We start from the raw sequence: 13,648 nt of genomic DNA on the forward strand, positions 1-13,648 counted from the left end.
ACTTCTTTATCGGTTTCCGCATGGATGACGTCCACTCCGGTTATTTAGGTGAAGTGGCAGACGTCGATACGGCCACCGTCAATATCCTTTTCATTGTCGAAAGAGAAGATGGCGGAGAGCTGTTGGTTCCCGCGCAGGAAGAGTTTATCTTAGGTATAGACCGGGAGCGAAAGAGCATTACTGTGGAACTTCCCGAAGGGCTGCTGAACTTGGATGAACTGGAAACAGAGGACACTTTAACTTTTTAATCACCTTGAAGATGCCAAAGAAAAGACGTAGCAGAGCTTTTTGGAAAAATTTCAAGTTCAAGTATAAACTGACTGTTGTCAATGAGAATACACTTGAAGAAATTGTGGGACTTCATGTCTCCAAACTCAACGGGCTTTCGGTGCTGCTCAGCGTGCTGGCAGTGCTCTTCCTGATTGCCTCCTGTATCATCGCCTTTACTCCTTTGCGCAACTACCTTCCGGGCTATATGAACAGCGAAGTCCGCTCCCAGGTTGTTGCTAATGCCTTGCGTGTGGACTCTTTGCAAGCGGTTCTCAACCGGCAGAATCTATATATAATGAACATTCAGGATATCTTCAGCGGCAAAGTCCCCATTGACAGTGTGCAGACGCTCGATTCGCTCACCGCCGTCCGTGAGGATACCTTGATGAAACGCACCAAACGCGAAGAGGAATTCCGCCGCCAGTATGAGGAGAGCGAGAAGTACAACCTGTCGTCCATTGCTTCCCAGCCGGATGTAATGGGGCTCAACTTCTACCGTCCTACTCGTGGAATGGTTTCCGCCCATTTCAACGTGGAAAAGAAACATTTCGGCACGGACATTGCCGCCAACCCTAACGAAAGCGTGCTGGCTACAATGGACGGAACCGTTATCCTGAGCGCATATACCGCCGAAACAGGCTATCTCATCGGTGTGCAGCATAAGCAGGATTTCATATCAATCTACAAGCATTGCGGTTCACTGCTCAAGAAAGAGGGCGATCATGTGAAAGGGGGCGAAGCCATCGCACTGGTAGGCAATAGCGGAACCCTTAGCACAGGTCCGCACCTGCATTTTGAACTTTGGTACAAAGGTCAGCCGGTGAATCCGGAGAAATATATTGTATTTTAACAATGAATATAGAAACGAATAAAAAGAAGAAACAAATAGCCATCTTAGGCTCTACCGGCTCTATCGGTACACAGGCGTTGCAGGTCATCGAAGAACATCCCGACCTGTACGAAGCCTATGCGCTGACGGCCAACAACCGCGTCGAACTTCTCATTGCCCAGGCACGGAAGTTCCAGCCCGAAGTGGTCGTGATAGCTAACGAATCCAAGTATCCCGAACTGAAAGAGGCGCTGAGCGACTTGCCTATTAAAGTGTATGCGGGAATCGAGGCCATCTGCCAGGTAGTGGAGGCTGCACCTATCGACATGGTGCTCACGGCAATGGTAGGCTACGCCGGACTGAAACCGACCATCAACGCCATCCGTGCCGGAAAAGCCATCGCACTGGCAAACAAAGAGACGCTGGTCGTGGCGGGCGAACTGATTAATCAGTTGGCGCAGCAATACCGCACACCGATTCTGCCGGTCGATTCCGAACATTCCGCCGTTTTCCAGTGTTTGGTAGGAGAGATGGGCAATCCGATAGAGAAGGTGATACTCACCGCTTCGGGTGGCCCTTTCCGCACTTGTACGCTTGAGCAGCTCAAGTCTGTGACTAAGACGCAAGCCTTGAAGCATCCCAACTGGGAGATGGGAGCGAAGATAACCATCGATTCCGCTTCCATGATGAACAAAGGTTTTGAGGTAATCGAAGCCAAATGGTTGTTTGGCGTTCGTCCCGAGCAGATTGAAGTAGTGGTGCATCCGCAATCCGTCATCCACTCGATGGTACAGTTTGAAGATGGTGCGGTGAAGGCACAGTTGGGTATGCCCGATATGCGCCTGCCTATCCAGTATGCGTTCTCTTACCCCGACCGCATCTGTTCCTCTTTCGACCGTCTCGACTTTGCCAAGTGTACCAGCCTGACGTTCGAGCAGCCCGATACGGAGCGGTTCCGCAACCTCGCCCTGGCCTATGAAGCCATGTACAGGGGCGGCAATATGCCCTGTATCGTCAACGCCGCCAACGAAGTGGTGGTAGCCTCTTTCCTGAAAGACGGTATCAGCTTCCTCGGTATGAGCCGTGTGATAGAAAAAACAATGGAACAAGCCGCGTTTATAGCGAATCCCACATACGACGACTATGTAGCCACCGATGCGGAAGCCCGCAGAATCGCTTCCGAGCTGGTGAGCTGGCAAAGTCTCTGAATAAAATAACCCGTAAATAGTAAAAAAGTAAATATGGAAACATTTTTGATTCGTGCCCTGCAACTGATAATGAGCCTTTCGCTGCTCGTCATCATTCACGAAGGCGGGCATTTTCTCTTTGCCCGTTTGTTTAAGGTGCGTGTAGAAAAATTCTGCTTATTCTTCGACCCCTGGTTCACCCTGTTTAAGTTCAAACCCAAGAATAGTGAAACGGAATACGGCGTCGGATGGTTGCCGTTGGGCGGCTATGTGAAGATAGCCGGCATGATTGACGAGTCGATGGATACCGAACAGATGAAACAGCCCGAGCAGCCGTGGGAGTTCCGCTCCAAACCGGCTTGGCAACGTCTGCTGATTATGGTGGGCGGCGTATTGTTCAACTTCCTGCTGGCACTGTTCATCTACTCGATGATTCTGTTCGCTTGGGGCGACCAATACATAAAGATACAGGAAGTTCCCCACGGTATGGATTTCAACGAAACTGCCAAAGCAGTCGGTTTCCGCGACGGTGATATCCTGCTCTCTGCCGACGGTGTTCCTTTTGAACGTTACGACGGCGATATGCTGAGCCAGATTGTCGAGGCTCGCGAAGTAACGGTGCTCCGTTTGGGTGCAAGGTCGTCTATTGCGATTCCCGAAGACCTGATGCAACGTCTGTTGGCAGACAGTGTGCGCTTTGCTTCCTACCGTTTTCCGTATGTTATAGACAGCGTAACCGTGAATTCTCCCGCCGCACAGGCAGGTCTCCAGCCGGGCGACAGCATCATCGAGTTGAACGGAAAAACAATTTCTTTCTCCGATTTCAAGGAGGCGATGGAAGAGCGTAAGCAGAACGAAGCAGCCTTGCTCAAAGAAAACGTCGACCCTCGTCGTATCACTCTGACGTATGTGCGCAACAACGTAACGGATACGGTAAGTATGCGTGTCGATTCTGCCTATAGAATGGGTGTAATCGCCTGTCTGGAGACAGAACGTCTGCTGCCGATGGTGAAGAAACAATATACGTTCCTCGAATCCTTCCCCGCAGGTGTTTCGCTTGGTATCAAGACGTTGAAAGGCTATGTCGGCAACATGAAATACCTCTTCTCTAAAGAAGGCGCCAAGCAGTTGGGTGGTTTCGGAACGATTGGAAGCATCTTCCCCCCTACGTGGGATTGGCATCAGTTCTGGTATATGACGGCTTTCCTTTCCATTATTTTGGCGTTTATGAATATTCTGCCCATCCCCGCATTGGACGGCGGTCATGTGCTTTTCCTATTCTACGAGATGATAGCCCGTCGCAAACCGAGCGACAAGTTCATGGAATACGCCCAGATGACCGGTATGGTGCTGCTCTTCGCGCTGCTGATTTGGGCAAACTTCAATGATGTGTTGAGATTCTTCTTCTGAGAATGATATAAGAACAGCATCGCCTGTAAAAAAACAAATTCCCCTCCTCTTTCCGGAAAGAGGAGGGGAATTTGTTTTTTGCTCATTGTTACTGCCGAATGAAGTGAATGTAGTCTTTTAATCAGTTTGTTTTAACCTCAGAATCCGTTGATTGCTGCTGCCACGGAACTCTAAATAAGGAGAAAAGAGCGACTGCTCAAAACGCCCGTCCACCAATACATCAATGTATGGGAGAACAGCCCTTAGCCTTGCTTCCGCCTGAATCTCTTCATACGTATAGCCGGTGTAGCACCACACATTCATTCCCGTCTCCTCTTTCACCCGTTTGGCAAGCAACAGAAACGCTTCCGGATGAAAGAAAGGATCTCCGCCGGAGAACGTCACTCCGTCAAGCAACGGATTCGCCCGAATCTCCCTGATGATGGACACAACCTTCTCTTCCGTCAACGGTTCTCCCGCCTGCGGATTCCAACTTTCCGGATTGTGGCAGCCGTGGCAGTGATGAGAGCATCCGGCAAGATAAATGGAATACCGGATGCCTGTGCCGTCCACTATCGTTTCGGGATAAGTCCCCAATAAGTTGAGAGCCGAAAGTTGGGAGTCGAACGTACTCATTGTCAATAGGGATAGGACTTTACAAGTGTTTTACGCGGTCTTTTTCTTCCGCCCGTTTGGCAGAGTTCCAAGAGTTGAGGTCGCCTGTCAGATAGCCGGTGATGCGGCGCATACGGAGAATGTTTTCACTTCGGCACACCGGACACTTGTCGAAAATCACCCCTTTGTAACCACAACTGTGGCAAGTATCTACCGGATGATTGATGGAGCCGTAGCCGATTCCTTCGTCATGCATCACTTTCACAATCTTGGCGATGGCACGTATGTTCTTCTGCGCTTCGCCGTCCAACTCCACATACGTGATGTGTCCGCCACGGGTGATGGCGTGGAAAGGAGCTTCCCGTTTGATTTTCTCGACGATGCTGATGGGCTCTTTTACGTCTACGTGGAAAGAGTTTATGTAATAATCGCGGTCTGTCACACCGGGGATTTTTCCGTATTTCCGGCGGTCCATCTTCGTGAAACGTCCTGAAAGTCCTTCGGCGGGAGTGGCTAATACCGAATAGTTCAAATTGTGTTTCTCCTTGTATTCTTCTGCCACCTTGTTCATTTCCATCACCGCCTCATACAGCGTGTCCCACGACTTCCGGCTATGGCCGTGACCTTGACCGTAGAGAGCCACCATCGCATTGTGTCCGCCGATAAAACCGATTCCCAATGTGCCGCTACGCAGTACGTCGCCCACCTGTTCGTTCGGGTTCAGTTCGGAGCCGCCTTTCCACACGTTGTTTGCCATCATGAACGGGAACTGGCGTGCCAGCGCCGTGCGCTGATACTGATAACGCTCGTAAAGCTGCTCGGCCACCAGGGTAGCCATCTGTCGTACCGATTCGATAAAAATCTCTTTCGCTTTTTGCTCGACGGCTTCCGTGTTTCGTTCGTCTACTACTAAGTTCTCCGCCTTGATACGCGCTTCGATGGCGAGTCTCGGCATATTCAGCGTCGTGAAAGAAAGGTTTCCCCGTCCCAAAGACGACTTTTCGCCTGCCACATTCTCAAACACGCGCGTACGGCAACCCATTGTCGCCAGTTCGTAGATGTAACGTTTCGGGTCGTCGGCTTTCCATTTCTCGTTCGTGTTGAAAGGGGTATCGAGGAACATGAAATTCGGGAACAATGCTTTCGCCGTAGTTTGGCAAGCCTTTAGCAGCAGGTCGAAGTTGGGAGCTTCGTAACGGTCTTTCATCGCATTTTCGATGTTCTCCGCTTTCATTGCTTTCTCAAAGTCCTTCTCCGAGTAAGATACTCCGTCTTTCACCTTGAAAATCTGAATCGGGAATACAGGCACTTCGCCTCGTGTGCCCAAGCCTTCGATGGTGGCTTTCAACAATTCCTCGATTACCATTCTGCCTTCGGCGGAGGTGTCTGTACCGTAGTTGATGGAACTGAACACCACCTGGTTGCCGCCGCGCGAGTGCATCGTGTTCAGGTTGTGGATAAATCCTTCCATTGCCTGATGTGTATCCTTGCGGGTCTGTTGGTAGGCCTTCTCCGTGATGCGTGCCAGGTGCTCCTTGTCTATGATGATTTGCAGTGCTATCAAAGCGATGCGTAGCGTTTCGCGTTCCGTTTCGGTAGGCTTGATAGATGGCATATATTCCTTGATAAGCGTGCGGATTGCCTTCTCGTCCGCCTGGCTGCCGTTTTCCATCGCCATATAAAAATTGATGAACGAGGCCATGTGCTTGCGGAAAGACTTCGCCACTCCTTTCGCCATGAAGAAGTCGAAGGCGGGAATCGCCTGTCCTCCGTGCTGCTCGTTTTGGTTGGTCTGGAAAATGATGGTTGCCAGCGTTGCGTAGCTCTGAATGCTTTGCGGAGTGCGGATGCTGCCGTTCTTCGTGCGGAAGCCGCGTTCAAAAAGGTCGTCCATATCATACTGGATGCAGGTCGTCGTCTTGGTCGGATAGTAATCCAAATCGTGGATGTGGATGTCGCCCAACTGGTGTGCTTGGGCAAAACGCTTCGGCAACAGATATTTGTACGTATAATCTTTGGTCACTTCGGATGCGAAAGTCATCATCTGTCCGGCAGGAGTGTGGCTGCTCATGTTGGCGTTGCTCAGGTTGACGTCATTCTTGTCGATGGCAACGATACCGTCCATCACGTGCTTCATCTGGGTTTTCTTGTCCCGTTCGGTGTTCCGCCATTCGCGATAGATGATGTATTTCTTAGCTACTTCCGGTCTGACCTTCATCAGTTCCTTTTCCACTAAGTCTTGAATCTCTTCTACGGTAATCGTAGGAGTGGCAAATTGACTGATAACATTCATCGTGATGTCAGCCACCAACTGCTGTTCATCCTGAATTCCCGTTGCATAGAACGCCTTGCTGATTGCATTCTTGATTTTACTGATAGAGAAATCTTCTCTTTTGCCATCGCGTTTGATGATGCAAATTTCCGCGTAGTTCATAACTTTAACTCCCGAAAGCTTTAATAAATTAATAATTGAAAATTAAAAATTGAAAAATGAAGAAAGAGAATCCGATAATCATGCAGGCGTTTCGTATAGCCGGTCTTTAATTTTTTAATCCTCAATTCCCAATTCTCAATTCTTTCCGGCAGGTCTTCTGACTTATCCCTCCCTCGCAGCGTCTTCCCACACCTGACGGCGCAGTGACATAGTGTGCGGATTCACAGAGAATTACAGCAGCGGGTACTGTCGCCGATTTGCACAGCGTTCCCTCATTGACTAAACCTCTTTTTAGTTCCGAAAACGGCTACAAAGATAGAAGATAATCCAATATCTCACTCACCTTTTAACATTAAAATTTCGGGAAACTTTTCTTTCTGTCTGATATAGAAAGTGTTTGTTCGGTTGAGAAAATGCAGATTCAAATCGTGCATTTCATTGCCTGGTTTGAATCTGCAAAATAGAGTTTTATCAGAGTCCCGGGTCGGGCGTTTCTCCGTCATCGGGACCGCCTGTGTTTCCTCCGGTATTTCCGCTGTCATTTCCGCCCGTGGTGTCGGCGGCTGTGGCTTTCTGACCGAGCACCTCACGTTTGTAATGAACGATTTCCGCATTCACGTAGTCGATGAACGGCACGTAATCCATTTCTCCCTCCACGAGCGCCAGGGCGTTCACCATTTTCACCAGCATACGGTAAGCATCGTCCGATGCCTTGCGTGAGGTTTTCAACGCGCCCACCGTGATGCCCATTTTCTCGTCGGTGCGGCTTGCGGTGAGCGTGCGGACACGTTCGTTCGCCGCTTTCAGGTTGGTGACGAATGGGGTGAGCGAGAGGGTTTCCACTTCCGGCTTGTATTTTCCTTCCAGGTCGGTGATGAGGTTCAGCAGGAGTCCCGTCTCGCGGTCGAGCTGCATTTTGGGGTCGATGGCGTAGTCCTTGATGTGCTGGTTGAGCACTTTGGCGGCTTGCGCAATGGCTTCGACGGGGAGGTTGAGGAAGCCCGCGACGGCTTTCTTGTAACCGCTGTAGAGGGCGTCGCGCTCGGCGTCTGCTTTGGCGATGTCGTCCGTCAGCAGGCTTTTCTGCGAGATTTTCAGGTCTTTGTCTTCCTGTGCCACGGCGGCTTTCAGTGCGGCTACCTGTGCGGCGGCTTTGGTGTTCACTTTCGCGTCGGCTTCGGCACGTGCCAGGATGTTGCTCACGTAGAGGAAGTGTGCGCCGTTGTTCATGCGCTCCAGACTGATGGTAGAGATTTCTTTCATGTTTTTCTCGATTTTAAATGGTGGATATAGGCGGAAACGGCGTGCAGGGCACTGCCACGGATAAGGGAGGGACCGGATACGGCGTTTCCACGTTGTTTTCTCCCTGAAACAAGCTGGAGACGCTGCTTTTAGCATATTTCCGTATGGAAAGAAACAGGAAACAATGTTTCTGGCGTATTTCGGAAGCGAATATAGGTATAATCTTTTGATTCTTGGCGTTTCCGGAGGGGAATTATGCAGGAGAAGGCGTTTTTTCTTTGGCGGAGGGGGGAATGGGGCTGGAAACGGGGTTTGCTGTCTGTTTTTTCTGTGAGGAAAGTCGGTTGGTATTGTAACTTCTCAAACGCGGAGTGTTAGCCAAAATCATATAAAAACAAAGCGGTGAGTTTGTGCCTCCACCGCCTTGTCTCTGCTCATAAAGAGAAGAAAGAGATTATACCAAGTGTCCGATCCACTCTTCGCGGTCGCCCGGAAGGAGGTCGATGACCGGAATCTCCACCATCGTGTAGCATCCCGGCTGCTGGCGCATCGAAGCGCGTGCCACGCATACCAACACCTGTGCGGTCAGTGCGGGGTTGTTGATGCGCATATTGAATTCAAACAACTGGTTCTGCGTTTTTCCCGATACACCCTTGCGGGTCAGGTTCACGCCGTGTCCCATATCGAGTAGCGCGTCTACGCTGGGCACGAGTTTCACGTGTGTCTCGTCGTTCACGAAGTAGGGGTCGGCCTTGATGGCGGCGGCTACCTTCTCAAATTCATATCCCTCTTTCAGTTCGATATACACCATGCGGCGGTGGATTCCCGTGCCGGTAGGGATGGTCATCGAAAGTGCTGCCTTCACACCTTCCACAGCTTTCACGGCTACGGTGTGTCCCATGCTCATGCCTGGGCCGAAGTTGGTGTAAGTGATGCCTTTCGGGGCGATGGCTTCGAGCATCGTGCGTACGATGGAGTCGCTTCCCGGGTCCCAGCCTGCGGAGATGACAGACACGGCTTTGTGCTCTTTGGCGGCAGCGTCCAACGTGCGGCGAAGGTCGACGATGCCCGTGTGGATATCGAAACTGTCGACAGTATTGATACCCATTGCCAAGTACTCTTTCGCATATTGCTCAACGCTGCGCGTGGGCGTGCAGAGAATGGCTACGTCTACCCCTTCCAGTTCCTTGATATCCTTTACCACTGCATAGTTTGCCAGTTCTTCCGGTCTGTTCTCGGCCCCTGCACGGCGTACTACACCCGCTATTTCAAAGTCGGGGGCTGCCTGCAACGCTTCGAGTACATAATGTCCGATATTGCCATAACCTACGATGGCTGCTCTTACTTTTTTCATTGTTTTATTGCTTTTAGTGTACAAATTTCTTTATTTTGGCTGCAAAAGTATGCATTTTACTACTAACTGCGACTCACTGCCTTTAATATTTTTATTTTTTTTATTATTCTTCGTCTTCCATACGCACACCGGAAGAATAATCTGAGAAAACCTGTGCAATCTGTGGCAAGAAAGTTTTATCTTTGTTCTCGTTATGATAGAATACATTAGAGGCGAACTTGCCGAACTCAGTCCGGCAACCGCGGTAATCGACTGCAACGGGGTGGGATACGCCGCCAATATCTCCCTGAACACCTATTCGGCCATTCAGGGAAAGAAAAACTGTAAGTTGTATATTTACGAAGCGATTCGGGAAGATGCATATGTGCTCTATGGCTTTGCCGACAAGCAGGAGCGGGAGATTTTCCTGCTGCTGATTTCCGTGTCGGGCATCGGAGGAAATACGGCGCGCATGATTCTTTCCGCGCTTTCGCCTGCCGAATTGGTGAACGTCATCAGCACCGAAAACGCCAACCTGCTCAAGACGGTGAAAGGCATCGGGCTGAAAACGGCACAACGCATCATTGTCGACCTGAAGGATAAAATCAAGACCGCAGGAGCATCTGCCGCCGCTTCCGGTGCGGGAGGTATGCTGCTGCAACCCGCCAACGCGGAGGTGCAGGAGGAGGCTGTCGCCGCCTTGACCATGCTCGGCTTTGCCACGGCGCCTTCGCAGAAGGTCGTGACGGCAATCTTGAAGGAAGAGCCGGACGCTCCGGTGGAAAAAGTGATAAAATTGGCTTTGAAAAGATTGTAACGATGAAGGAACAGAAGATTTATATGCGGGCATGGACTGAGGTGCATGGTCGTGCGAAGGTGACGGCTACGGATGAATGGTATCTTAATCTGGTAAACGAACTGTTGCCGTTGGTGGCGAACTCTTATATGTATCAAGGCAGGGAAATGGTGGAAGACCAGCGACGGGTGGCTTTGTCGTGTGCTCTGTACCTGGAAGATTGCGTGGCGGACGCGGGGAACTGGCGGGAGTTCATTCATTGGCATAAGGAGAATTACGATCGTTACCTGCCGTTCTATCCATTGTCTGAGGACTATTTGCCGGATGAAATCAACCGTGAGGACATCGCTTTCTTGCTGTGGGCTATCAATTCGCCGGTCGGTGATGATTTCGACTGGGTGGAGAATCCGATGGACAAGGATTTGCTGGAGTTTGCGGGGGTGCTTTACGAACGCTTGGACGCTGTTTTCGAATCGGCTCCTATCAGCGAACACCTTGCTCCGGGCTGGATGATGGAGACGGAGTTGATGCGGAAGAAACGCGAACCTCTTCCGGTGGCTTTACCGGGAGAGAAGATGCCGACGAATGTGGAACGTTTCTTAGAGGCAAGTAATGGAGAACCGCTCATGTTCTTTGGTTCATACAATGCGCTGAAATTCTTCTTTGTAAATTCGTTGAAGTGGGAAGATGAGAAAGATGCTTTGTTGCCGGATTTGGCGGAGTTCGATAATTTCGTTGTTTATGGCAATCCGAAAGGGGTGTTGATAGGTCCTGATGTCGCTCAGTTTTTTGCTGATAAGAATAATCCGTTTTATAGTGTCGAAGAGGCTGAGGAAGGGGCGTATGAAATGTTCTGTGAAGAAGGACTGTGCCCGTTCGACTTGTTGAAGTATGGAATGGAACACAATCTGCTGCCGGATGCACAGTTCCCGTTCGAGAACGGAAAGGCGCTGTTGCAGGAGAACTGGGATTTTGTCGCCCGTTGGTTCTTGGGCGAATTTTATGAAGGAGAGTAAACGATGCCGATAAAGAAAAATCACAATCCTTTTGCCGGAAAGGCAAAGGCGGGAACCTCTAAAAAGAAGAGTTCCGGAAAACGGGTGGGGAAGTCGAAGCCGGGAAAGGCAAACAATCAGTTGAATAGAAGGGTAAAGTGAGGAAAGCTCGCAGCCGGTATTACCCGGCTGTCGTCTCCTGCGCTTTCTGTTCCTTCTTCTTGTTGATAAAGCCGATTTTCAGATTGGCTTCTTCCTGTTCTTTCTTAATCTGCTGTATGGCAGAAAGTATCTGTGCCAACTCGTACACTGCTGCGGCGGCCTGGCGGTCGGTCGGACTCATGGTGGTCCGGTAGGTGCGTTCGCCGAGGTATTCGACGCGGAGATTCTTGTCCTTGTTGAGGTTGATAAAGCCGATAACGTTTTCGTCGGCTCCCGACGGGTAGTTGGCTTTCTCTATTTTCGTGTGGAGGTCGGTGGTCTCGTAGCTGTCTTGCGAAGCCGGAGTTTCGGCAAAGCTGCCGTCGGGGGCAATCACTTTGACGCTTATGTGGTGGATATTGCCGGTTCCGCAATAGATGGAAGTCATGCTCATGCAGCCTGTTTCGTCTGTCTGGAAGCGGAGGAAAGAGCGGTTTATGTTCTTTTCGACGGTCTGTGCAGGGTGCAGGTAATTGCCTACCTGCTGGTATTCGGTGTCTTTCTCAAGGACGAACCGGTCTTTGATGGCATTGAATGCTGCGGTCTTTGCTTGGAGCGCACTGTCGAGGCAAGCGAGTTTTCTTTGTTGTATCTTTGTCTCTACGTCGAGCATCAAGGCCTGTCCCGCCTTGCGTGTTTCAAAGGCTTTGGGGTAGAGTATTTTGATGCTATCGATTTGCAACTTGGCTTCTTCGTAGTCGCCGCGTTCGTAGGCAGCCGTGGCAGCCGTCAGTTTCTCGTTGGCTTTTTTTTCAAGCCCGTTTCCGCAGGCAGCCAATGTCAGCGTGCCGCAAAAGAGGATTATCAGTTTCTTCATCACAAGTTTTATTTACACGATGCAAAAGTACGAATATATCCCTTATTTTTGTACTTTTGCACACTTAAAACTTATAACAGAAAGAAATGATAGAGTTGACTCGGGAGGAATTGAAGCAGCAGTTCGGCGAACCCATTTTCGGACAGATAGCCGAAACGGCGGATGCGCTCGGACTGGAGTGTTATGTGGTAGGCGGTTATGTGCGCGATATTTTTCTGCAACGTCCCTCTAAAGATATAGATGTAGTGGTTGTAGGCAGTGGCATTGCTATGGCCGAAGCACTCGGCAAACGTTTGGGACGGGGAGCGCACGTCTCCGTCTTTAAGAATTTCGGAACGGCACAGGTGAAGTATAAAGGCACGGAGGTGGAATTTGTCGGTGCACGCAGGGAGTCGTATCAGCGTGATTCGCGCAAGCCGATTGTGGAGGACGGCACGCTGGAGGACGACCAGAACCGTCGCGATTTCACCATCAATGCGCTTGCCGTGTGTCTCAACAAAACCCGTTTCGGCGAATTGGTAGACCCCTTCGGTGGTATGGACGACATGAAGGAAAAGACCATTCGTACGCCTCTCGACCCCGATATTACTTTTAGCGACGACCCATTGCGCATGATGCGCTGCATACGTTTTGCCACACAGTTGGGCTTTTACATCGACGACGATACCTTCGACTCCCTCTGCCGCAACCGCGAACGCATTGAGATTATCTCCCGCGAACGCATTGCCGATGAACTGAACAAGATTATCCTCTCGCCCATTCCCTCGAAAGGATTTATCGACCTTGACCGTAGCGGACTGCTGCCGTTGATTTTTCCGGAGCTTGCCGCCTTGCAGGGGGTAGAGACGCGCAACGGACGGTCGCACAAGGATAATTTCTACCATACGCTCGAAGTGCTGGACAACATCAGCAAAAAGACCGATAACCTTTGGCTGCGCTGGGCGGCACTGCTGCACGACATTGCCAAACCTGCCACGAAACGCTGGGAACAGAGAGTGGGATGGACGTTTCATAACCATAATTTCATTGGCGAGAAGATGATTCCGGGTATTTTCAGAAAGATGAAGTTGCCCATGAACGAGAAGATGAAATATGTGCAGAAGTTGGTGAGCCTGCATATGCGGCCTATCGTCATAGCAGACGATGTAGTGACCGACTCGGCTGTGCGCCGTCTCCTCTTTGAAGCGGGAGATGACATCGATGACCTGATGATGCTTTGCGAAGCCGATATTACTTCCAAGAACACGGAGCGCAAGCAACGCTTTCTGAACAACTTCCAGTTGGTGCGCCAAAAGCTGAAAGACTTGGAAAAAAAAGACCGGATACGCAATTTCCAGCCGCCTGTGAGTGGGGAGGAGATTATGGAAATCTTCGGTTTGCAGCCTTGCCGCGAGGTGGGTGCGCTGAAAAGTGCGATAAAGGATGCTATCCTGGACGGGGTGATTCCGAATGAGTATGAAGCTGCGCGTGCTTATCTGTTGGAGCGGGCGAAGCGGATGGGACTCGCGCCTGTTATTTAGAGCAATAAAAATCCCCGCAG

At 50.5% G+C, this 13,648-nt stretch carries 12 protein-coding genes, 1 pseudogene and 1 riboswitch; of the genes and pseudogenes, 8 read left to right on the forward strand and 5 right to left on the reverse strand.

Annotated elements, in window-relative coordinates; translation table 11 throughout:
• From QZ331_RS10715 to rseP, 4 genes and pseudogenes are all read left to right on the forward strand, one after another.
• Nucleotides 1–248: pseudogene (locus QZ331_RS10715) on the forward strand (16S rRNA processing protein RimM); the annotation flags it as partial.
• Between the two features lie 11 nt (nucleotides 249–259).
• Nucleotides 260–1,120: a M23 family metallopeptidase gene (locus QZ331_RS10720; protein ID WP_294630100.1), complete on the forward strand. Its 861-nt coding sequence runs from the start codon at nucleotides 260–262 to the stop codon at nucleotides 1,118–1,120.
• A gap of 2 nt (nucleotides 1,121–1,122) precedes the next feature.
• Complete coding sequence (locus tag QZ331_RS10725; protein ID WP_294630102.1) at nucleotides 1,123–2,307, forward strand: 1-deoxy-D-xylulose-5-phosphate reductoisomerase; 1,185 nt, start codon at nucleotides 1,123–1,125, stop codon at nucleotides 2,305–2,307.
• A gap of 33 nt (nucleotides 2,308–2,340) precedes the next feature.
• A complete protein-coding gene (rseP, locus tag QZ331_RS10730; RefSeq protein ID WP_294630104.1) occupies nucleotides 2,341–3,696 on the forward strand; it encodes an RIP metalloprotease RseP in 1,356 nt (451 codons plus the stop codon).
• A 117-nt stretch (nucleotides 3,697–3,813) separates the two neighbouring features.
• Here the strand turns inward: rseP and nrdG are convergent, their stop codons facing one another.
• The 4 genes from nrdG to QZ331_RS10750 form a co-directional block, all read right to left on the reverse strand.
• The gene (gene nrdG, locus QZ331_RS10735; protein ID WP_294630106.1) at nucleotides 3,814–4,311 is read right to left on the reverse strand and encodes an anaerobic ribonucleoside-triphosphate reductase activating protein; all 498 of its coding nucleotides are present in this window, start codon (nucleotides 4,309–4,311) and stop codon (nucleotides 3,814–3,816) included.
• A gap of 19 nt (nucleotides 4,312–4,330) precedes the next feature.
• Entirely contained in the window at nucleotides 4,331–6,724 is a 2,394-nt protein-coding gene (locus QZ331_RS10740; RefSeq protein ID WP_294630107.1) for an anaerobic ribonucleoside triphosphate reductase, read from the reverse strand.
• Nucleotides 6,725–6,853: 129 nt separating this feature from the next.
• A riboswitch (cobalamin riboswitch) is annotated at nucleotides 6,854–7,041 on the reverse strand.
• Nucleotides 7,042–7,195: 154 nt separating this feature from the next.
• Nucleotides 7,196–7,987, reverse strand: coding sequence for a DUF6261 family protein (locus QZ331_RS10745; protein ID WP_294630109.1), 792 nt, complete (start codon nucleotides 7,985–7,987; stop codon nucleotides 7,196–7,198).
• 433 nt (nucleotides 7,988–8,420) lie between these two features.
• Complete coding sequence (locus tag QZ331_RS10750; protein ID WP_294630111.1) at nucleotides 8,421–9,320, reverse strand: diaminopimelate dehydrogenase; 900 nt, start codon at nucleotides 9,318–9,320, stop codon at nucleotides 8,421–8,423.
• 193 nt (nucleotides 9,321–9,513) lie between these two features.
• Here QZ331_RS10750 and ruvA point away from each other — a divergent pair, with 193 nt between their 5' ends.
• From ruvA to QZ331_RS10765, 3 genes are read left to right on the forward strand one after another with little or no spacing between them, the layout of a single operon-like run.
• Nucleotides 9,514–10,116, forward strand: a complete 603-nt coding sequence (gene ruvA / locus QZ331_RS10755; protein WP_294630113.1) for a Holliday junction branch migration protein RuvA — start codon at nucleotides 9,514–9,516, stop codon at nucleotides 10,114–10,116.
• 2 nt (nucleotides 10,117–10,118) lie between these two features.
• On the forward strand, nucleotides 10,119–11,111 hold the full coding sequence (locus tag QZ331_RS10760; protein ID WP_294630115.1) for a DUF3843 family protein: 993 nt from the start codon (nucleotides 10,119–10,121) through the stop codon (nucleotides 11,109–11,111).
• A gap of 3 nt (nucleotides 11,112–11,114) precedes the next feature.
• On the forward strand, nucleotides 11,115–11,252 hold the full coding sequence (locus QZ331_RS10765; RefSeq protein WP_294630116.1) for a hypothetical protein: 138 nt from the start codon (nucleotides 11,115–11,117) through the stop codon (nucleotides 11,250–11,252).
• A 19-nt stretch (nucleotides 11,253–11,271) separates the two neighbouring features.
• Here QZ331_RS10765 and QZ331_RS10770 read toward each other — a convergent pair whose 3' ends face one another.
• The gene (locus QZ331_RS10770) at nucleotides 11,272–12,108 is read right to left on the reverse strand and encodes a hypothetical protein (protein ID WP_294630117.1); all 837 of its coding nucleotides are present in this window, start codon (nucleotides 12,106–12,108) and stop codon (nucleotides 11,272–11,274) included.
• Nucleotides 12,109–12,194: 86 nt separating this feature from the next.
• Here QZ331_RS10770 and QZ331_RS10775 point away from each other — a divergent pair, with 86 nt between their 5' ends.
• Nucleotides 12,195–13,628, forward strand: a complete 1,434-nt coding sequence (locus QZ331_RS10775) for an HD domain-containing protein (protein WP_294630119.1) — start codon at nucleotides 12,195–12,197, stop codon at nucleotides 13,626–13,628.
• Nucleotides 13,629–13,648: the final 20 nt, after the last annotated feature.

The organism is uncultured Bacteroides sp., from assembly GCF_910586915.1.
Lineage (GTDB): Bacteria > Bacteroidota > Bacteroidia > Bacteroidales > Bacteroidaceae > Bacteroides.